This is a genomic window from bacterium, from assembly GCA_035307765.1.
Classification (GTDB): Bacteria; Sysuimicrobiota; Sysuimicrobiia; order Sysuimicrobiales; family Segetimicrobiaceae; genus Segetimicrobium.
In genome coordinates, this window is record DATGHU010000011.1 from 1 (window position 1) to 21026 (window position 21026).

17 protein-coding genes are annotated in these 21026 nt (G+C 55.9%); 1 reads left to right on the forward strand and 16 read right to left on the reverse strand.

The genetic code is table 11. The features are described 5' to 3' along the window. The 8 genes from VKV57_03710 to VKV57_03745 all read right to left on the reverse strand — a co-directional run. The coding region (locus VKV57_03710) for a hypothetical protein (GenBank protein ID HLW59013.1) at window positions 1–490 on the reverse strand (490 nt) is incomplete at its 3' end. Next, window positions 487–1401 carry a hypothetical protein gene (locus VKV57_03715; protein ID HLW59014.1) on the reverse strand — a complete coding sequence of 305 codons (915 nt, stop codon included), beginning with the start codon at window positions 1399–1401 and terminating at the stop codon, window positions 487–489. The genes VKV57_03715 and VKV57_03710, both read right to left, overlap by 4 nt. 115 nt (window positions 1402–1516) lie before the next feature. Then, window positions 1517–2314 carry a methyltransferase domain-containing protein gene (locus VKV57_03720; GenBank protein ID HLW59015.1) on the reverse strand — a complete coding sequence of 266 codons (798 nt, stop codon included), beginning with the start codon at window positions 2312–2314 and terminating at the stop codon, window positions 1517–1519. A gap of 112 nt (window positions 2315–2426) precedes the next feature. Further along, a complete protein-coding gene (locus VKV57_03725; protein ID HLW59016.1) occupies window positions 2427–3950 on the reverse strand; it encodes a flippase in 1524 nt (507 codons plus the stop codon). A 169-nt stretch (window positions 3951–4119) separates the two neighbouring features. Next, window positions 4120–5505 (reverse strand): nucleotide sugar dehydrogenase, encoded by a 1386-nt coding sequence (locus VKV57_03730; GenBank protein HLW59017.1) that lies wholly within the window; start codon window positions 5503–5505, stop codon window positions 4120–4122. A gap of 205 nt (window positions 5506–5710) precedes the next feature. Then, window positions 5711–6310 carry a sugar transferase gene (locus VKV57_03735; GenBank protein HLW59018.1) on the reverse strand — a complete coding sequence of 200 codons (600 nt, stop codon included), beginning with the start codon at window positions 6308–6310 and terminating at the stop codon, window positions 5711–5713. A 7-nt stretch (window positions 6311–6317) separates the two neighbouring features. Further along, window positions 6318–7568, reverse strand: coding sequence for a DegT/DnrJ/EryC1/StrS aminotransferase family protein (locus tag VKV57_03740; GenBank protein HLW59019.1), 1251 nt, complete (start codon window positions 7566–7568; stop codon window positions 6318–6320). A 62-nt stretch (window positions 7569–7630) separates the two neighbouring features. Next, complete coding sequence (locus tag VKV57_03745; GenBank protein HLW59020.1) at window positions 7631–8839, reverse strand: NAD-dependent epimerase/dehydratase family protein; 1209 nt, start codon at window positions 8837–8839, stop codon at window positions 7631–7633. A 329-nt stretch (window positions 8840–9168) separates the two neighbouring features. On the opposite strand from VKV57_03745, the gene VKV57_03750 reads away from it, so the two are divergent. Next, a complete protein-coding gene (locus tag VKV57_03750) occupies window positions 9169–9900 on the forward strand; it encodes a class I SAM-dependent methyltransferase (protein ID HLW59021.1) in 732 nt (243 codons plus the stop codon). A gap of 216 nt (window positions 9901–10116) precedes the next feature. Here the strand turns inward: VKV57_03750 and VKV57_03755 are convergent, their stop codons facing one another. From VKV57_03755 to VKV57_03790, 8 genes are all read right to left on the reverse strand, one after another. Beyond that, window positions 10117–12015, reverse strand: coding sequence for a hypothetical protein (locus VKV57_03755; GenBank protein ID HLW59022.1), 1899 nt, complete (start codon window positions 12013–12015; stop codon window positions 10117–10119). A 51-nt stretch (window positions 12016–12066) separates the two neighbouring features. Then, the gene (locus VKV57_03760) at window positions 12067–13137 is read right to left on the reverse strand and encodes a hypothetical protein (GenBank protein ID HLW59023.1); all 1071 of its coding nucleotides are present in this window, start codon (window positions 13135–13137) and stop codon (window positions 12067–12069) included. Window positions 13138–14577: 1440 nt separating this feature from the next. Beyond that, window positions 14578–15231, reverse strand: a complete 654-nt coding sequence (locus VKV57_03765) for a class I SAM-dependent methyltransferase (protein HLW59024.1) — start codon at window positions 15229–15231, stop codon at window positions 14578–14580. A gap of 2 nt (window positions 15232–15233) precedes the next feature. Then, window positions 15234–16109 carry an NAD(P)-dependent oxidoreductase gene (locus tag VKV57_03770; protein HLW59025.1) on the reverse strand — a complete coding sequence of 292 codons (876 nt, stop codon included), beginning with the start codon at window positions 16107–16109 and terminating at the stop codon, window positions 15234–15236. Between the two features lie 135 nt (window positions 16110–16244). After that, window positions 16245–17549, reverse strand: a complete 1305-nt coding sequence (locus VKV57_03775; protein HLW59026.1) for a nucleotide sugar dehydrogenase — start codon at window positions 17547–17549, stop codon at window positions 16245–16247. 1 nt (window position 17550) lies between these two features. Continuing rightward, window positions 17551–18459 (reverse strand): Gfo/Idh/MocA family oxidoreductase, encoded by a 909-nt coding sequence (locus tag VKV57_03780; GenBank protein HLW59027.1) that lies wholly within the window; start codon window positions 18457–18459, stop codon window positions 17551–17553. After that, on the reverse strand, window positions 18456–19991 hold the full coding sequence (locus VKV57_03785) for a PfkB family carbohydrate kinase (protein HLW59028.1): 1536 nt from the start codon (window positions 19989–19991) through the stop codon (window positions 18456–18458). The genes VKV57_03780 and VKV57_03785 overlap by 4 nt, the downstream gene beginning before the upstream one ends. Window positions 19992–20006: 15 nt before the next feature. Further along, window positions 20007–21002 carry an SDR family oxidoreductase gene (locus VKV57_03790; protein ID HLW59029.1) on the reverse strand — a complete coding sequence of 332 codons (996 nt, stop codon included), beginning with the start codon at window positions 21000–21002 and terminating at the stop codon, window positions 20007–20009. Window positions 21003–21026: the final 24 nt, after the last annotated feature.

A 21026-nucleotide genomic window follows, 5' to 3' on the forward strand; every position in this document is an offset into this window, starting at 1 on the left:
CGGTCACGAGCGCAAATGGCACCTTCCCCGAGCCCAACCCCTTAGCCGGAGCAACCTCCGCGCCGAAGTACGCTCTCACCTCGGCGATGCCAAATCGAAGAAACCGACTCGTTAACCGGACCCCCAGGGGAACCGCAATCAACGCGATGTTTACCGCGAAGAGCAGCCACCTGGGAGAAGGACCCACGGGGATTTGATAGGGAGACCCATCGGGATTCAATCTTACAGGACTCAGCCGCATGAACGCGATGAGCAGCGACGGTATATACATCGTCGCCACGTACGTCAGATACCAAACACCGGGAATAGTCAAATGTCCCATATCAAAAACCCCAATGAACCCGTGCATCAGCCACATTGAGACCACGAGCGTCGCTAAAGATCCGGCTACCGCCAGATACATGGGAACCCCGGCCACCGCCACCAGACCCATAGCGAGAGCCAGACAGATGAACCAACCCGAGAACCACCACGTGCGCGCGGAGTTCACCGCTTCAATCGCCCCAGGCTTGCATGCCACATCACCGTGAACCCCTTTGACACGAATCGTATAAAGCGGACGAGGGGGATCAGGGGAGGCCAGGACACGGAGAGCATCGCCAACGCACGATACAGCGAATACGGGGTGGCGTTCCGCCTCAATCCCCTCTGCGTTAGCACGTGTGTAGCGTCGTACGCGCTAAATGCGTGCGCGAAACCCCCTCCCAGCGTCAGGTTATGTTTGGCCTCCTCCGTCGACCACACATCATCTTCAGTCTGTATGGCATGGACTTGATGAGCGTAATCATGATTTTGATGCACCGCGAGCACGACGCCCGAAAGGTCAATCACTGGAAATCCGTTGGCCCGAGCCCCATAAATGAGCCAGTTATCCCACATCCCCCGTCCCAGCGCAAACGGGGGGATATCTCTCCAGAGTCCTCGAGGAAAGGCAAAACAGTCGATGGCCGTATGGGGTCGTCGCCGACCTTCCCGGACAACACGTGTGCGCATCTCTCGTTCCCAGCCAGGAGAAAAATCCAGCGCCTCGGTCAGCGTCACATCCCACCGTCGGCAAATCATCAGCCCTTGCCCGCTCAGTGCGATGACCCGTTGGACCGCCTGAATGAAGTCGGTCATCAGGATAATGTCTGCGTTCACGTAGCACAGCCACGGGTGACTGGCGAGCCGTCCCGCCGCAGCGAAAATCGAATCAACGAGAGGCGTCCCGTAGGAATTGCGTTGCACCGTTGGGGCATGGCGCACGCGAAACTCTGACGCGACCCGCGCGGTGCCGGTCTCATCCCCGAAAAGAATGATCTCGCACGGTGGCTGGAGACGCTGCCAGCTTTGAATCGCGTTCCGCTGAATGACTCCTATATGGCCACGAAAGGCTTTGGGGATGGCAAAAAAGGTCAACACGCGCAGCCGCTTAAATTGGGAGGGCCGCCGCTGAGCGGTTCAGATGATGCCGGATGATGGTGCATTTAGGGTCCATCCACCCGCTCCCATGCGGAATATGGAACACGGCCAAGCGTCAGCGCGGCCGATCTTCATTCGGGCGTGGTGAATGGCGAGACGGCACCATCCTCCGAAACCCTCGGGCGGCCGTCTTCACCGCCCTCCGCACCCCCGAATGCTCGAGAAGTCTTCCCAACCCCAACGAGTACCACATGAATCGTCCGGTCATGCCAGGCTCCACCGCCGCGGTGAGCCCCGAGCCATTCAACTGCGCCTTGGCTGCCACCAGCATTGTCCGGCGCTTCTTCCGCAGGAACGATGAGCGAAAATCTGGATGATCGGGCATCGGGGACACGCGGTAAACGTAGGGAAACCCAACCCTGTGCAAGACCTTTAGTAACCAAGCCTCAGAAGGAATTTGGGCGATGTAATCGCGACCTTGATCCTCTCCTTCCCTCTCTTCGATTAGCGCGGTCAGCGGCGAAGCAAATGGGGCGATCATAGTTTCGATGATACAGATCTCGCGAGTGAGCGCGGAAAGATTCCGGATCGCGAGAAATGGATTCTCCAAATGGTAGAGTAGACCAAGACAGAGTACCGCATCGAACTGCCCCAGGCTTTCGATCGTGGGGTTCTCGATATCGTTCACTTCGAATCGAATTTCCGGATACCTCGCGCTCGCTTCCGCCACGTTTTCGGGACGCACATCAATCGCCCGAACATTGAATCCCATTTCCCGGAGGAATCCGGAAAAATGACCCAACCCACACCCCACGTCCAACGCCGCCTTCAGCCCGGCCGCCCGCTCCAACTCAGGTAAAAGCTTTCGCAGGCACCTCTCCTTCGCCGCGGCCAAACTCACCGCATGCGCCATGTCAAACACTCGAGAAGTAGCATTCACCGCCGCATTTTTCCCCGCGTCACAGGTTCGCGCGACCGCCGATAAGTCCGACCGCTCCCTGGCTCACGATCCTCCAGGTCCCATTCTACCCCCGGTTTCTCAATCGAACCGCGGCTAGGGAAAAAGATGTTCGCTCGCGATCGTCCAGCGCGTACTTCCAACCACATAGGGCGAATAGCAGGAGACACAGCAGGGTCATGCCACCTTGAACAACTCCTTGACCAGATAAGAACCGGCTCGCTGATGCCGCGAGAGCGAACCCACTATAGACGATGACCCCTCGCAGCAGTCCGTCCCCCGCGAAGGTCGCCGGCCCGATCCGTAAGAGCTTCGCCGCGGTCGCAAGAAACAGCAAGCATTCCAAAGCTCCTCGCAGTGTCCAGGCCAGAGCCGCGCCAACGATGCCGAACCGGGAGATCAGAAACCACAGCAAACCCGCATACACGAGCACATACGAGAGGAAGACCTTCGCCCGCATATCGGGACGGCCGATGCTATCAAGGAGATTTGCCGGGATCTGGGACAACGCATTGAGCAACATCCCGAAGGACAAAATCTGGAAGACCAAGCCGCCCTTCACCGCGAAGTCATTGCCGAGCCACGCGCGAAGGAGATCTCGACCGAACAGAACTCCCACAAAGGCCATCGGTCCCAGCCCCAGTACAATGTATTTCAGGCTCCGAATGTAGAGCCGGACGAGATCTCCTCTGCCCAGCGCCGACAGCGCGCTAAAAGCCGGGAACAACGTTGTGCTCAAGGCAGCGGGGAATATCAGCAGTCTCGACGCCACCTCGTACGGAGCGGTGTAGTAAGTTAGCGCTGCCACTGAAACCAGCACCCCGATGAGGAACCTATCGAGATAAATCAACACGGGGACAAGGAAATTACTCACCGTTACCCAGCCCCCAAACACGATGAGTGGGCGAACCATCGCCCGATCAATTGACGGCGCTTTGGCGATTGCGGGAAAGACGCGAAACCCAAAAGCCAGATAGACCACCGCCGTCGCACCAACCAGCAGGATCAAAAAGAGCACAATCGTCGTCACCCGAAGATGCATGAACGCTCCCGCCATGGGAATCAAAAATGTCAGCATGCCCGATGGAACGCGTACAACATTTACCAAATCGAATCGCTGCGCCGCTTCCAACACACCCCGCAGATTCCGCGCGCACACGATGACGGGAATGGACCCACTCAAGAGGTACAAAACCCCGCGCATTTCCGTGAGGAACTGCGGCGACGTCTTCAGGATCCTCCCGGCCAATATAGGCGTTGCGATTGCAAACGCCGCCCCCACGACCACTCCGAGAATGGCCTGGGTCACCAGGGAAGTCCAAACAATCTTGGAAATTCGCTCGTCCTCACCTCTGATCTTGGCCTCGGCCACAAACTTGGTGGTCGCCCGACCGAGGCCTAAATCGAAGAGACTGAAATACCCCACGAGAACCCACGCGATCGAGAGGATACCAAACCGATCAGGGCCTAGACCGTGAATCGTGTAGGGAAGCGAAAAGACCGCCACCAGCAAGGGGACAGCCTGGCCAATGATATTCAGAACGGTATTCTGTACCAATCCCCTGCCTTCCCGGCTTACTTCATCGCCCATCTAACCCGTGCGCCTCAGATCTTGCGGTTTCGAGTCCTGCACGACGGGATGATCGTAACCGAGACCCTGATGAGCGCATGGGCGAGGGCCATCTCGGTACGGGGAACCCGGATCAGCCCCTTGAACAGCCACTGGATCTCTTGCCGGGGGGGCCGTTTCCAGCAAGTTTTCACTCGCCCGGCTGTGACGCCAGGTTCCACAACCCGGCCAACTTTTCGGCCCATATGTCGTCATCCGTGCTTTGCCCGACGGGCAGGTAACGGACCCCTGAATGTCCGGATAGTTCCTCCTTCAAGGTCCGCCAGCAATCGATCACTGTCACGGGGGCGAGGCGATTGTTGAATTCGGCAGCCTTGACGGCGTGAAAGGCGGGATCAGGGGTTGCGATGACCACCACCTCCGCCTGGGCCAGGCATTCAGAAATCGAGTCCAGGACCACAGCACGGTCGCGGAGTTCGAGTCGAGCCGGAACTCCCGCGAGAGGGTCATAGGCAATAACCCGAGCCCCTGCGCTGGAGAGTGCCTTACATAGGTAGATCCCCTGCGATTCCTCGATGACGTGGGTGAGTGGTTTGTAGGCAAGCCCCAGCACAGCAACGGTTGTGCCACGCCCAATCAATGGGCGAAGGCCCTCGACAATCTTGTCGGCCACGTCCCGATTCATGGCGTCTGTCGTCTCCGCCAGATCGGCCCGTTGGCCCAATGCCTGAGCAATGAAGCTCAGGGCTCTGTTGTCACGAGGAAAACAGGGACCGCCATACCCGAGGGCCCCCGTTAGGTACTTACGGCCGATCCGCGAATCGAGGCCCAACGCATTGGCCACAACGTCCACATCTCCTCCCGGAAGGCGCTCGCAGAGGCTCGCCAGCATGTTGGCGAATGTGATCTTGGTTGTGATGAATGCATTGACGGCAATCTTCGTCAGCTCAGCGTTCTCCAAGCTCATGCGCACGCACGGAGCGTGGTTCTCCACAAAATTCATATAGCACCCTTCGAGCTGCCCTCCGGCGCGTTCGTCAGACTCGCCGATCAGCACAAAATCTGGATTGAGGAGATCATGGATGATGCTGCCGAGGGCAATAAATTCCGGACTGTAGCAGACCCCGAAATCTTTGCCGCAAATCTTCCCCGATTCCCGCTCGAGGATCGGCAGAAGCCCGAACCGAGTGGAACCAGGCAAGACGGTACTGGTGAGGACCACGTTATGGTAGCCATGCTTTTCGGCCAAAGCCCGACCGATTTCGCGAAAGGCCCAGGCTGCATACTGTAATGAAAAAGCCCCTCGCTCATCACTGGGGGTGGGCACAATGACGAAAGTGACATCCGACTCCAAGACAGCTTCGCGATGGCTCATCGTCGCCGACAGGCGCCTCCGATTCGCCGCGATCAGCTCCTCCAAGGCGGTTTCCTGCACCGGCGCGTGGCCCGCATTTACCGCATCGACGGCCGCCTGGTTAATGTCAACTCCAATGGCGCGAAATCCACGGCTCGCAATTACGGCCGCTAGGCTCGCCCCCAACTTGCCCAATCCAACTACTGAATAGGTTATCTTCATGGCTCCGCCGTGCAGTCGTTCAGGCGCGAGGGTCCCGTAGCATCGCATTTCTTGATCCTACTCCCTCACCATCACCCTGTCGGTCGCGCGCACCCGAAACCCCAGAACATCGTCCCGGGCTCTCAACCAGCGCACCCCCGAACATATGCGGGACGAGGGCACACTCACTAGCAGTTCTTTGCACGCAGGTGGGGTTCCTATCCCGTCAGCTTTTCGGCACGAATAACACAGTAGCGAGCGTTCGCGCGATGACCACAGCGTCGGAAAGTAGGTTTTGCCTCTGAATGTACTCCAGGTTAAGCGTTAGTTTGCGGGGCAAGATTTCACGCGTATATTTACGCTCGGCATCCTCCCCTGTGAGCAACTCCGCTTCGTTTCGAAATGCGAGTGTCACGGGATCGACAAGACCAGGTTTTACCGTGAATACCCGCTTTTGCTCCTCCGAGTAATACGCAAGGTACTCGGGCACCTCCGGACGGGGACCGACGAAGCTCATATCCCCCTTTAGGACATTGATGAGCGTTGGAAGCTCGTCTAAATCAAATCGCCTCAGCGTTCGGCCAAGGCGAGTGACGCGAGCGTCATTCTTGACGGTGATCCGCGGTCCCTCCATTTCAGCACCCGGGCTCATCGTCCGGAACTTATATATCTCAAACACGCGCGTACCCAGTCCCAGCCGTCGCTGGCGAAAGAACACAGGTCCACCAGATTCGAGCTTCAGGAGGAGTGCGATCGCCAACAGGATAGGAAAAAGTAACAGAAGGGCGAGCATAGACGCGAAAAGGTCAAACACCCGCTTGACCACCGAAAGCTCACCGCCGAGATGACTCGACGATGTCGCAAACCGCCTGGATGACATCGTCGATGTCGTCATCGGTCATCGCCGGGTACAAGGGCAGGGAAAGTAAACGCAGGTACTCTGCGTACGCCGTTGGAAAATCCGCAGGTTTATAGCCGTACTTCTCCCGATAGTACGGATGGAGATGAATCGGTATGAAGTGTACGCTGGCGCCGATGTTCCGGGCTTTGAGCTGATCGATGAATTCATTCCGCTCAACCGATTGAGCCGCCCCGGCCGTGCCAAATCGCTTCGTGTTGAGGCGGAGAGAGTAAATGTGCCAGGCGTGTTCAACATCATCTCGTTCAGCGGGCGTCTGCAACTCCTCGTACTGTCGGAAGGCCGCGTTGTACCTTTTAACGATCTCTCGGCGTCGCGATTGGAATCGCGGGAGCTTTTGCAACTGATGCAAACCAATTGCCGCCTGGATGTCGGTCATGTTGTACTTAAAGCCGGGCCCGGTCACTTCATAGAACCACGAACCTTCGGATGTATACCGTTTATAGGCGTCCCGACTCATGCCGTGGAGGCTCCAGACGCGTGCCTCATCCAGAAAGGCAGGATTTGCTATGAGCATCCCACCCTCCCCGGTGGTCAAGTTCTTGGTGGCGTAGAAGGAAAAGCAAGTAAACACTGGAGGAGAGGATGGCGAGTTGGATCCGATAATACGCCCCTTGTATCTTGCGGGGAGTGCATGAGCGGCGTCTTCTACAACGGCCAACTCATGTTCGCCGGCGATCTCAAGTATCGGCTCCATATCACAGGGATGGCCGTGGAGATGGACCGGCAGGATCGCTTTGATGCGCCCTCCCAAAACTGCCCCATGTTCTAGAGTCGTTTTTTGTTGCTTCCCGATGGCCTGCCGAATTCTATTCGGATCGATGTTGAGGGTATCTGCTTCCACATCGACCAGCAGGGGGCGAGCCCCCACGTGCTCTATGACGTGAGCACTCGAGCAGAAACTCATCGGGGTTGTGATCACCACATCGCCAGGTCCAATTCCGAGAGTCACCAAAGCCAGGTGGAGCGCCGCAGTCGCAGAACTCAGTGCCAACGCGCCGGGCGCGCCGACGAATGCGGCAAATTCCCTTTCAAAGCGGGCCACTTTCGGCCCCGTAGTGATCCAACCGGACCGCAGCGTATCAACGACTTCACTTATCTCTTCCGCTCCGATCGATGGGGGAGAGAAGTTTAGGAAAGTACTGCGCATCTGGCCGGCATTCATCCTCCTGGTGTTGGTGACCTCGCGGTTTGATTAGATCCCGCATTTAACTCCCGGTCGCCCACCTATTCGCCTTTACTTGCCGTTCCCAACTCCAAAGATCTCACTTTTGCCCGCCTCCCACTCCACCGTACATCCGGGATGAGCACATCACGCTTAGCGGCAATGCGGTCGCGATACTTCAGTAAATCTCGAAGCATGATCCGCATCTCCGCCTCGACATCGTGGGTCGGCTTGTACCCAAGGTCACGTAAATTCTGATGGTCAGGGTTGTAGTGATGTTCTTCTAACTCTATCCGAGGGTTTTCCAGGTTGCGCACGGTCACATCCAATCCTAATTCGTCCCCCACTCGGCGGACCTTCCTTGCCAGTTCGGTGATGTCATACACTTCCTCAAACTGATTCATGACCCGATACTCGCCTTCCCTGGGGGGGTTCTCCAGCACCAGAGTCAGACACTGCATAGAATCCCTGAGTGGAAGAAAGCCTCGCCGTTGATGACCTCTTCCGAAAGGCGTCAGCGGGTGCCCAATAACAGCCTGACAGCAGAAACGGTTGACTGACGTCCCAAACGCCTGGTCAAAATCCAACCTGGTCATTAAGCGTTCGTCTGTTTCGCCCTCGTCGAAACGAGTGCCGAAAACCACACCCTGCATCACGTCCGTCGCCCGTAGGTTCCAAATGTTGCAGGCAAACATAACATTATGCGAGCCGTGCACCTTGCTCCAATGATACCAAGACCCCGCGTTCCGAGGAAACACCATTCGATCCCTTCGCCCCCGATAGTCGATCTCAAAAAACCCTTCAGGAATATCAACGTTCGGGGTGCCGTACTCGCCCATCGTTCCCAACTTCACGAGATGAGCCTTTGGCCGAGTATCACGCATGGCGAAGAGCAAGTTAAAAGTGCTGACAATATTGTTCGTCTGCACGAACACGGCATGGTGAACGTCGATCATTGAGTACGGCGCGGACGGGCACTCTCCAAGGTGCACAATCGCGTCGGGCTGGAACTCCCGGAGAACTCTCTCGACAAAATCGTACTCGCGCAGGTCCCCTTCCCAGAATGAGAGCTCTCCGCCAACCCGCTCTCGGAAGGCCTTGAGCCGATCTCCCATCGGGCTAATGGGAGTGGCGCTCCACGAGCCCATTTCCTCAACCCAATTGCGCCGATAGAAGATGTCTGCCCCTCCGACCTCATGCCCCCGCGCACCCAAGTGCTTGGCCAGCGACCATCCCAGGTAACCATCTACTCCAGCGATGAATACCCGCATTTCGCCTCCCCTTTGGGGCAAACACCAGCGCGCGTCCCAAGAGAATCAAGGGAGCGGCAAATTAGTTGCACCATCCAAGAAAGACGAGAATGGGCTGTCTAACAGGGTGCTACTTGCACTCGCCAAAATGAGCATCCTTTGTTCGCACCCATGATCAAAAGCGTCGCCCCATCAGACCAACCCTGTCTGCATGATCGGGGGAAGTTTCGCCGCACTCCCACTTGGCCCCTCCCCGTAATGATAAGGAGGGGGTGCGCTGTCGTCGGGGAATCTTACCGGTATTCATTCACTCCGAGTTCGGCTGGGAAGCACACAATCGAGCGGTGCCTATGCCCCTGACATACAGCGTCAACCTCGGAATACTCAACCGATTGAAAAATGACCTGGCACTTCGAACACGCCGGGGTATCTTCGAGATTTTCATGCGAGAATGCGCTCCCACACAGAACTCGCGCGTTGCCGACTTCGGTGCCTCCGGACACCGCGAACATCCGGCGCATTATTTCTTCGAGGAGATGTATCCGCACCGCGAGAATCTCACCGTGATCGCCCGAGCAAGCGAAAACGCGGGTTGGTTCCCTGAACAATTCCCAGGGATTCGTTTTCTCGAAGCGGACCTACGTAACATACCGTTGTCGGATCTGCACTTTGACTGCGGGATCTGCAATGCGGTCGTGGAACACGCAGGACAGCGCGACCAGCAGGCAGCACTGGTACGAGAAGTTTGCCGGGTCTGCCGCTGCGTAGTGTTCACTACTCCTAATAAGCGGTTTCCTATCGAGCTGCATACATTTCTGCCTTTGCTACACTGGTTCCCAGACACTATTTACCGATACACACTCGCACACATTGGCTATAAACACTTCGCCAATGTCGAGAACCTTAACCCCCTGAACGCAAAGGCTTTCATGGGTCTATTCCCGGCCGCCCGTCGCAACCGGTTGCTGCAGCTCGGATTCCCCCTGCTGACTACCAATCTTCTCTGCGTTTCCTCCGAACAATCTCTACACCCATACCTCGATCCTACACATATGAGCCGTGAACCCAATCGACCCAATTGACGGCCCTAGATAAGTGGCCAAATTCCAAAAGATGGCCTCAATTTACCCAAAGGCATGAGAGGACAATCGATCACAATACGTTTAAAGCATGAGCAGGTAGTTGGAATTATGTTCGGCTTCCCGTTCGCTACCGCAACAGGCACAGGCGTCCGCGGAATGCGACTATTTTAGCCCCATCCTGGGTGGATGATGGATCTTGCCTCGATTACCGAACAATTACCTTCGGTTCCTTAGATCAAAGAGCACAAACGAACGCCCCTCGCCAGCCACAGGAAGCCCTCCGTTAATCAGTTCTTCCACAACGGCCGGCGGCGTCACGGCCCGAAACAATAACAAATACTCAGGATGGCGATAAATGGGATTAGCGGCGTCACGCTCGCCGAACAATTTGTACTCTGATAGGTCCAGATCCCGACTATTCAGGGTTGGGTGTATTATGTCCAGCGGCAAACTGGCGGAAAAGGCCCGTGTATAACTAGCGACACTAGCCGGGGTGAAGTCAGACACAACCGAGTGGCCTTCGAGCGCCCTCAGGATTTGAGCGTAATCGCCCAAACCCACTGGTCTCGCAACAACATCTGGAGTAATTGCAAGAACCTTCAGGATCACCAGGACCAGCAGCATCCATGCAGGCCATGGACGGCTCTCGAGATGTTTGCGTAGAGCGAACACGAAGGCTGCGACCGTCCAACCAACGACGCAGATGGTATCTAGATTAAATGTAGGAAACCATTGCATGAAGTATCGAGGAAAAACTGCATACATAATAATGCATGCTCCGGCCGATGACAGTACAAAACCAAAGACCCTCGCCTCTGAAGTTGTTAGAATAGGAATGTCTCCAAAAAGTCTAGCCCACGATAAGGAGATCTCGAACAAGACCAGGCCCACGATCGCTAAAGAAAGCGTGCTTACAGGAATCGCGAGCCATGTCGGCGCAAAGCCTCTTCTCGTCCAGGATATGGCAACAGAAAGCGCAAGTGATAGAAAGAAGCCCCCCAAATAAACAACGATGAATGACGCTACTATTCCGCGAATCACCCTTCTCAGTCGAGCGTTCAGCCCACCTAAACTGACCAATGCACCACACAAAATCACCATTCCAAGAAGCATCACACCAATCATCACGCTCCCATATTTGACTGCCCCTTCCCCTGCGACAATGCGATGAATAAACGCGTAACCTAGGTCCGCGGAATAACTATGCATTCTTTCCCACCATCCAACGGGCGGCGCAAACCCCGGATTCAGGATGTGGTGAGAGGAATAAAATTGGGTTGTATCCTGAGACCAATTCCCCCGGAACAACCGCTCCAGGTGAAGCCGATTTAATGCTTGAAATAGGAAATCTGTCGCCCATGTTCTAAGACCAACACCCGCCAAAACCTGGGCTTGTCGGAGTGCAAAAGCCATGATGAATGCAGACGCCACACAGATGAACAGCCGCAGACGGCTACGCCTTGCGATCAGTTCTGAATAAGCGGTGAGTTGCATCAAGCAAACCAGGGCGAAGGTATAGAAGAAAAAAATGTAATCCACAAAAAGAAGTATCAGCGCAATGATTAGCAAGGCAACGCTAGGAATGAGCTTATTGCGCGCGCGGACCAACTTAAAATGCACGAACAGGCACCCGAAAAATGCGGGGTATGAGAACGCGCGATGTATATTAAATCCCCACACGAATAACGCAGAGGAATCTAGGCATCCAAAAATTAAGAATAGTACTCCTCCAAGGCGAGACCCTGATAGATGCGTCCAAAATAGATATGCAACGTACAACCCGATTAGAAACGGGATGACACTCAATGCATTTTGAGCTTCTATCGAGCGAATTCCAATCTCAGATAAGAAGTAACTGAAGTAGATGCCAACGTTGCCGTGATGGATGTAGAGGTATGGATGCGCTGCGGGATTTGGATTTGTCGCTTCATCCTGAAGGCCCGCCCATCGCCATCCAAATCGTTCAAGGTTCATTGCGCCGTGATAAGCTTCGTATGCCTCCCCTATGATGTCACTTGAAAAGCCCATGAAATTGTTGGGAATCCAGATATAAAGCCCCATGAGCAGGAACAGGATCAGATAAAAGGCGGGGGTCTGTGTGGTCCGTCTCAGCAACCTAGTCCCTTGCACACAGTACCCGAGAATAAAGCTGACCAGTCGTGCGTCCTACTTCCCAAGCTCCAAGTCCGCTGGAGGAGAAGTTAGCGTGAGAACACGATAATCTGCAACGATGTTGAGCACCCGGTATACAGCCAGGAAAATCAACACAGTCACTGTCACGCGGCGACCAATACGCGGCCATCCATCCCTTCCTCTCCCCATTCGCGTTATCCATACCATCGCATAGATCACAAATGCGTACGCTAGTAGCACGAAACTAATGATCATTGGGAATCTGTGGTGCATGTAAATCTCAACCGATAGAGGAGCAAAAAAATATAACCCTAGCGTCTCCGCACCTCCCACCAACGCAACCGTCTTGGCCGCCATCATTACCTGATCGAGTTCAGCACTGTCGCCCTTCCCAATCAATCCCAAGAACCCCAACCCAGTAAACCCCGCAGCGACGACACCTCCCACAACTACCACGCCCAAAGTTACAACTCCCAAGTATGGGGTCCAGAAGATCGTGACATATTGAAGAAATCCCCGTGCGATATGTGACAGGCTATCGTCCGGCACCGCAAACGGACGCAGCACGTGATGCTGAAGATACCACTTGTCAATGTCCCGCATTGGTGGCAGAGGGAAATATATCAGATGGCTGTGCAGGAACGATGTCTTGATCACAGCCGAATAGTAGAGGTCCTTAGTCCAGAAATCGAATCCAAGCCCCCCAATGATTTGCAGTTGTCGCAACAGGAAGGGGATTGCGTAAACCAACAAGACAGCGGTGAGGCGCACACGTAGAGAAAATGAAGATTTCGTGGCCAATATCAATAGGGCCGCAAGGAAAAATGCAAAAACTAAGAAATCATAACCCACCATGAAGCCAATTACGGTGCAAAGGAGGAACGCAATAATATGGGGGAGGTGCTTTTTCTGGCCTTCCTCCAACCATCGCAAGAGATGATAGCCTGACCCAAAAAGCGCCAGCCAATGCCAGCCGCGAATGAGATTGACTGCAAAAACCAAATTGAAATAGTACTCTCCTGCCAGCAATGCCAGGAAAATTAACGCGAACAGAGCTGAACCGGATGCCTGACGCACAAATAGATATGCATAGTAGAGGCCCATGCAGAACGCTACAATTGTCATCAATACAGCAGGAACAAACGGGTGCGGAGAAAAACGTGCGAACAGATAATATACTAATGCCCCAATGTTGACGTTGTGCGTGTACAAATAGGGCCCAACTCGCTGTATGAGCCAATGACCGGTGCCATCTTCAATGTAGTTTTCCCCCGCATCCCTGGACGACAGCGTCTCCCCGGGGGCAGGATAGCAAGTTATGTAGGTGACATATTGGCTGCAGTCTGAAGCCCACGGGAGCCACCCAATTCTCTGTCCCCAAAGGATTAGGCCACATAGAACCAAAGCGGAAATCCCCAGCGCCAACCATTCTTCAGTCGCGTGTCCAGCGAAGCGGATCCGTGAAATTCTTCCCTGGATCCCAATCAAAAGGTTCCCCTCGATCGCCCGACAGATATACACCCTACGCTGATCGACCGGTAAAGTTGCGGGTACGCTGCCAGAATTAACCCTTCATCCAACCCACTTAGTCATTAGCTCATTGCCCCCGGCGGAATTTGCCACTCATAGACATAAGCACGAAACGGATATAAGCACCTTGGAAACTGCAATCTGGGCCACGCGAACACAAATGGGAACGTTACCCAAAATGGGCAGTGAAAAACCTTCCGTAACATATGCGTACCGAGAGGTAGGGATCGGAGGGATACCTCGTCCATCGCGTGCGTGGACCAGAAGAACATGTCAAGTTTTGGATAGATACGCCGAATAATGCCCCACACCGCTCGCTGGATCCAGAAGAAAGGGGGCAATGGGCTCACTTCGATCCCATAGATGCACCCACCCGGTCTTAGGACACGCCCGAATTCTCGGAACGTGGCTTCCAGATTAGCATAGTTCTCGCGCACGCAATGTCCCACGAGGTGATGAAGCAAGTAAAAACACACAATCGCGTCCACGGAGCGGTCCCGGAACGGAAGCCGAGATGACGAGCCAAATATCCGCAGGTCGACCTCCCCATTCAGCCGGACGGACTCCAAGGAGGCATCCACCCCAACCAGAAAGTATCGCGTGGAACGCCGGTATGGCAGTCGAGGCCCACAACCTACGTCGACAACCACACGATCCCCTGGCCTGAGGTCGCCGAGGCGCATGTCGACCCATTTCGTCTGCTGCGAGTAACACATGCACCGCGTGCCGCGCTGCTGGGTTGTCATAGACATCTGCGCGTGCGAGTCGTCGAAGAAAGAAGATCGTTGATGCTCTTCCGCCAGAACGACGCCATCAATAACCTTCAGCGCGCGGCCACAGCCGCTGTTCTTGCACCGCAAAACCTCCCCCTCCATCCCAACCGGCGAATGACACCTGGGACAGGCGAGCAGGTTCCCGAGCGCGTATGCAATATTCTCAGCGGTCGGCACAATTGCCACTAAACATCGAAATGCTCATCTCCTCAAGCGGCGCGGATGATCTTTACTCGCCACGCTATTCCGTAATAGTCCAATAATAGTCGCCTGTATAACGAAGTTCATGAAAAAGTCGGCGCCACACCTCAGGGGAAAAATAGGTCAGCGCCGTCAACTGCCACCGCTCGAAATTCTGTCGCTGCTCTTCGGTCAGGAAGGAATCCACTTGCAAGTACTTGTGCGCCCGGCTCACCCGTTCCATTTCCCGGATGGCCTGCTTGCAACGCGCCAGCTCCAAGTTGTGAATAGTGTTTACCGAGATGACAAGGTCGAACGATTTATCGGGAAAGGGGAGCTGATCGGCGGTTCCGATTACCAAAAAGGGTTTGACGCCATCCATCGCATGCTCAATTGCATACGCCGAGACATCCAGCCCCGCAATCCGGACCCCCGGAATGACGCGCTGCAAATCGCTGAGCAAAAACCCTTTGGCGCACCCGACATCGAGGATCCGGTGCTCACGGGTGAGTCCATAGAATTCCTGCATGTGCTTTGCGACGGGGATCCAGCGTCCGTCGTAATGATAACCGCCGTATCCCTGCGTCCGGTCACCATCGAAGTATTCCTGCCCGAAACGGCGAGCAACTTCACGTTGGAGAGGTCTGGACCGCTCGCGCGCCCGTATCGGTCGCTTGATCTTCGGGTAGGAATCAAGAAGGTTCACTTCTCGCATGATTAGGGTCTCGCCGTGGTCGCATACATCTGCTCGAACGTCGCGCGCATGGCGTCTTCGAAGCCCGAAAAGGAAAAAACTCCCACCTGTTGACGTAGGCGCGAAACATCAAATTCCCGGTGAGTCACACCACCGTTTCGATGAAGATGGGACACCGCGAACTCAAACGGTACAGCGCGCCTCAGCACCTCTACGACCTCTGCAAAAGAACGGCTGACCCCGGTGGCCACATTGAGCACGCCTGTCGCCTCGGTCTTGATGAGCCGCCCTACAATGCGAAGCAAATCGTTGATAAAAAGATGATCCCTTCTCTCCTCTCCTTGCCCAAACAGGCGGATGGAACGTTCTCGAATTATCGAACGGATGAAGGCGTTAGGACCATAGGAGTTGTGCGTATCTCCAGGACCAAAAACCGCAGTCGGGCGCAACACGAGCAGGGGGATACCCTTGGCCTGCATCGACTTCCGAATCACACACTCAGCGGTGTATTTCGAGATTGCATAATAGTTCCCCCCCGGCGCCACGGGCGTGTCCTCCGTTATTGCCTGGGTCTGGATCGGGTAAACGGCGTCTGAACTGATGCAAACACACTTTGCGGGAGGGTGCGCCTCAAGAAAAGTACCGAGGTGCCCTGCCATCGCGATGTTGTCCATGAGCGTCCTCAGAGTATCTCCCCTCTCGCGTGTGATCGTCGAGGCGAAGACCACAACCGTCTCACTGTCCACATGCGCTGCCAGTGCTTGCACCCCCTCTTCCAACCGCAAATCCATCGTCCTCGAAGAAAACCCGAGGACATCACAATCCCCCTCACGCTGGAGATGTGCCTGCAGGCCGCTACCAATAAAGCCGGTGTTCCCCAAGATCACGACTCTCGGCATCAGATCTCAAACCCCCGCTCGCCCAGGATTCCCGTTCCATCGAATCCACCGAGGTGCGCGCCGGCGAGGTACTCACACCGTCTAAAATACTTCACGGGGGCAATCCCAAGGAACAAGGCAAGCGGCCGACCGATATCAATCGATCATCCCCCGCCCCATGGAAACGTACCGGATTCCCTTGAATTCCTCCCGGCGCTTTTCGAGAGCGCCCACGCAGTCGATCACTACGGGGTTCCGCATGGCCCGCATGAGGGTAGCCGCATCAACCGTCTCAAACTCGTCCCAACCCGTCATGATCAACAAACAGTCCGCGTGGGCAAGGGCTTCATCCCGGGAAGAGGCCACCGTCGTGCCTTCTGCCAAAACCGGAGACTGCACAACGGGGTCGTACGCCCGAATGGTCGCCCGCGACCGCAGGCTGGAAATCACGCTAAGCGCAGGCGAGTTCTTCAGTGAGTGGGTCCCCTTCTTATACGCCAAACCCCACACGGCAATCGTTGGCACCGGGACATAAGCGAACACCAGGGATTCAAGTTTGTCGAGAACCCACCGCAGTCGCCGGGCGTTGCATGCGACGATTGCTTCTATTAGAGAAGTGTCGGTTCCATACTCTTCCGCAAGAGTTCGTAGCATCACCAGATCTCGTTCCAAGTTGCCACCAGAGATCCCGAGGCCTGGGTGAATGTAGGCCGCCGGACCAATGCGCGCATCCAACCGGAGCGCGGGAATGACCTCCGACCAATCCGCGCCCACTCTCTCACAGAGGTCTGACAGCGTATTTGCGAAAGTCACCCCACAAGCAAGATAGAGATTAATCGCCGCCTTCGTTAGCTCGGCACTTTCATATCGCATGCGCTGTACTGGACAACCGAAAAGTTCGAGTTCCCGTTTCAGTACATCGGGCAGCAGGCAGTCAGGAGCCTCGCACCCCAACATGATCCGCTCCGGATGAAGAACACGATCCACCGCCTGCCCGAACACCAAGGTCTCCACCCAGTAGAACACGGCCAGGTGCTTATCGGGATGGTTCCGCCCGATGCGCTCTACCAGCGAGCGCGTGAAACCGGGCGGAAGTTGACTCATGAGGACCAACGTGGTCAGGGGCTCCAAGTGCGGGATCGCTTCCTCCACGAGCTTACGGATGGCCGACACGTCACCGCGGTTATCCTCAGTGGTCGGGACATCCTGCGAAAGAACAACCAGGGGGCACGCGGCCAAGGTGGCAACGTCCGTGTTGAATGTCATCCTGGGGCGCGCGGATCGTAGGAGCTCGGCAAGTCCCGGCTCATGGACGGGAATTTGTGATCTGGTGAGCGCTGCAATAATACTGTTGTCGCGATCGACCCCAATCACATCATCGCCTCGCGAAGCCCAGGCGATGCTGGTCACAAGGCCGAGATGCGAGAGCCCTAAGAAACCGATCGGCGCAGTCGGGGGCATGTCAGCTCAACGAGGAGGTCGCCAAATGAAGGAGTGTGCGGGACATCCAGAGGTCGTTTTCGAATGAAGTTTTGTTCGCGATCACCATCTGCTCAAAATGTGCAAGGTCTGCAGCCCATGTAGGGTCGGGTGCGGTGACTACCTCCCGGGTTTCATCTGGGACTCCACTCGGAAAACGGCGCCGCTGAATAACCAACTCGCTCGCGCCCCATTTCGTCAAGCCTTCCATTTGAAGTGCGCCTCGCGCCCCGATCACTTCAATCGTCCACCGATTCTTCCAACTCAGGTAGCTACATTCAATCACGATACGGCGATCCGTCGTGGCAAGGATGCAGTGGTCAGCCCCCGTGAGCTCATGTGCACCCCGTTCCCAGATCAGGAAATCCGAACCGGCCCGGCCGAAGACGAAACCAGTCAAATCAACAAGATGGCTCGCCAGATCCTGCAAAACCCCCAGCCGATCATCTCGCCACGTGCCGGCAACGCTTCCAGCGGTCCCGTACCCGTAAAACATCCTGGCTCGATAGACGTCCCCAATTGATCCGGCGGCGATAAGATCTCGAAGTCTTATGACGTGGGGCTCGAACCGAAAGTTGTAGGATGTGTACCAGATCACTCGCCGCCGTTGTGCCGTCTGTTGCAGGTGATGCGCCGTTGCCTCGTCAGGAAATATCAACGGCTTCTCCACAAGCGCATGCTTGCCGCGGTTCAATAGAAAATCCAAAAGTTCGATCTTTACCTGATTCGGAACCGCGAGCACGGCTGCATCATACTGCGCCAGCGGGCACTCCGAAAGGGTCCGATAGTCGGCCGCCGTGTTATAGGGATCCACCGTAGCAATGCATCGCCCACCAAGCAATTGCTTCCGTTTCAACCCAATATTGCCATAGCCGACGACGAGGTATTTCATCGGTATTGCGCCGACTTCTCCAGCGCGTCGAGCTTTTGCGCCACCTCCTGAGGGGTAACCGACATGTTGCCCTGTCGTTCGCACGCGTTCGCAGCTGCCACCGATCCGAGAATCGCGGCAACAACAATATTCTCGGTCACACGCTGGGCCAGCGACGCGTACGCGAGCAATGCGTCACCCGCCCCGATTGGATCAACGATGTGATCGGCGAAGCTGTCGACCGTGAAAAACTCTCGGGGCATGTTCCCGGGAGTCCGGTAGCCAATCAACCCTCGCTCGCCCAGCTTCAAGATCAGTGCCCGGCAACGAGCCGCTTGGAATAGCTTGAGGGCCAGCGGGCGGACGACGGAATCTTGATCCCCCAACGCGAATCGGGCTTCGCGCTCATTGGGGGTCAACAGATCAAACTCCGTGAAATCGAGAATGTTGCCCCACCGGTTGCTGACTTGGCTGTCCGCCACCCGGAGGGCCCCCGCCGGAATATACTCCTTGAGCTGCTTCACCGTATGGTTATTGAAGATCCCGTGCCGGAAGTCACTGAATATAACGACCTCCGCTGGACTGGTGCGCAGGGAATCGCCGAGGGTGTCGAGAGCGTGCTCGGACACCGCGCGGTTGTCTACCCGATCTACCTGAAGCAACCTGTATCCCTCGCTGAAGAAGCGCTCTTTGTACGTTGTCGGCCGAACCTTATCGATCACCGGAGCGAAATGAATGCCCGCGTGAATCATCTCCCGCACAACGAATTCCTTCGGCTCGTCATCTCCGAGCACGGTCGAGAATGTCACCTCAGCCCCGGTAGCCTGCATGTGCTTGGCCACGGCCGCCGCTCCCCCCGCAAAAAGCTCTTTGCGGTCGTAGCGCACGCTCAATGTCGGCGACTTCGCGGTCGCACCGAGCAGGGAACAGTAGCAGTAGCTGTCGACGATCGTATCGCCAAGGACGTGCACGTGCACTCCACGAAAACGCTCCAGCGCCCGCCGCAGGTCGGCGAAGCTGATGCCTTCAGACTCCATCAAGATGAGGAGTTTATCAACAGCGATCTTGGGAGGGTGCTCCTCGATAAGCGCGGAGGACGAGTACACGACATCCCCCGGTGTAAACAGGATCTCGCCACCATATGTTTCCAACGCTGCCATTTCGTCGCGGGTCTTCGACGGGAGGCCATTTGCCAAATATTCATAGCCTTTCGCGAAATAGTCCGGCTCAAGAAACAAAATGTTCTCCGTCGGGGTCGCATTATGATCGATGATCACAAAGTCAACAATCTCAAGTGCCGCGAGATTGGTGGCCCGTAGCTCCTCAGGCACGTACGGCCGGTAATCGGCCTTTGTGATCTGCGCATCCGCGGTGATGCTGGCAATGAGCAGGTGAGCCTTATCCTTCGCATAGGCAAGATGACGCAGGTGCCCGGGGTGAACGATATCAAAAACCCCATGGCACATCACGACCGTCTTGTTTCGCGGACGCTTGCCGATGATTTCAGCCACCACTTCTCGGGTTTTAATCTTCTGGCGGAAATCTGCGCCCACGGGGCTCTCCTCTCGTCAGGATCGCTGCTGTCCGAGAAATCGAAACCACGCTTCCGTGGCCACCTGGATCGACTCCGGGGTCCAAACCGGGGCGGTCGCCCAATTCTCGAGGGTCTCCAGCATGCGGGCGACGCCATTTTCGAATGCCACATGAGGAGTCCACCCGAGATAATTGCGAATCTTCTGGGTATCGGCCCAGGTGCAATCAGGCTCCCCCGGACGCTTCGGCACATGGACAACATCGCCTTCGAGAAGTTCCACCAACCGGTTCACGCTCTGCGGTTGTCCCGCCCCGAGATTAAAGACCTCGCACGTGTAGGGCGACTCGGCCGCCAAGAAAAACGCGCGAGCAACGTCCGTCACATAGACAAAATCACGCGCTTGGGTACCATCTCCAACCACCGTAAACGGGCATCCCTTGCATTTCTGGGCGAGGAAAACCCCAAACACCGCACCATACGCCCCCGCAGTGCGCGCACGGGGCCCGTAGGCATTGAAGATCCGCAGCGAGACGACCGGCAGGCCGTAGACTTTTCCCCAGTGCAACACCGCACACTCTCCCAGATACTTGCTCAACGCATAAGGATACTCTGGGGCGATCGCAGCGGTTTCCGGGGTCGGAACTTCCGGCATCGATCCGTAGCACGAGGAGGATGCCGCGTATATGAACTTCCGGACCCCCGCGTTCCGAGCAGCCTCTAATACCCGCAACGTTCCCATGACGTTGACCTGCATATAGACAAGGGGGTGCTCGATCGATGGGACGATGTCTCCAACGCCGCCAAAATGGAACACATAGTCAACGCCCACAAACCATGCTGAGTCGGCAGGGAGGTCGTTTATATCCTCATGGCAAATGGCAACACGGGGGTTGCCCGAGTGTTGCGCCAGATTTTCCCGCCGTCCCGCAGCCAGGTTGTCGATAACAACGACATCACATCCTCGTTCAACCAGGAGATCCACCATATGGCTGCCGATGAAGCCAGCCCCCCCCGTAACGATGGCTTTCATGCAGAGACCAACCTACTTTCTCCC

What these genes read in the sequence shown, in the direction of transcription:
- VKV57_03745 (HLW59020.1), bottom strand. Translation starts at nt 8,839, where the DNA reads ATGCGGGTATTCATCGCTGGAGTAGATGGTTACCTGGGATGGTCGCTG.
- VKV57_03760 (HLW59023.1), bottom strand. Translation starts at nt 13,137, where the DNA reads ATGGGCCTCTACTATGCATATCTATTTGTGCGTCAGGCATCCGGTTCA.
- VKV57_03780 (HLW59027.1), bottom strand. Translation starts at nt 18,459, where the DNA reads ATGAAATACCTCGTCGTCGGCTATGGCAATATTGGGTTGAAACGGAAG.
- VKV57_03770 (HLW59025.1), bottom strand. Translation starts at nt 16,109, where the DNA reads ATGCCGAGAGTCGTGATCTTGGGGAACACCGGCTTTATTGGTAGCGGC.
- VKV57_03730 (HLW59017.1), bottom strand. Translation starts at nt 5,505, where the DNA reads ATGAAGATAACCTATTCAGTAGTTGGATTGGGCAAGTTGGGGGCGAGC.
- VKV57_03765 (HLW59024.1), bottom strand. Translation starts at nt 15,231, where the DNA reads ATGCGAGAAGTGAACCTTCTTGATTCCTACCCGAAGATCAAGCGACCG.
- VKV57_03725 (HLW59016.1), bottom strand. Translation starts at nt 3,950, where the DNA reads ATGGGCGATGAAGTAAGCCGGGAAGGCAGGGGATTGGTACAGAATACC.
- VKV57_03740 (HLW59019.1), bottom strand. Translation starts at nt 7,568, where the DNA reads ATGAATGCCGGCCAGATGCGCAGTACTTTCCTAAACTTCTCTCCCCCA.
- VKV57_03750 (HLW59021.1), top strand. Translation starts at nt 9,169, where the DNA reads ATGCCCCTGACATACAGCGTCAACCTCGGAATACTCAACCGATTGAAA.
- VKV57_03790 (HLW59029.1), bottom strand. Translation starts at nt 21,002, where the DNA reads ATGAAAGCCATCGTTACGGGGGGGGCTGGCTTCATCGGCAGCCATATG.
- VKV57_03720 (HLW59015.1), bottom strand. Translation starts at nt 2,314, where the DNA reads ATGGCGCATGCGGTGAGTTTGGCCGCGGCGAAGGAGAGGTGCCTGCGA.
- VKV57_03775 (HLW59026.1), bottom strand. Translation starts at nt 17,549, where the DNA reads ATGCCCCCGACTGCGCCGATCGGTTTCTTAGGGCTCTCGCATCTCGGC.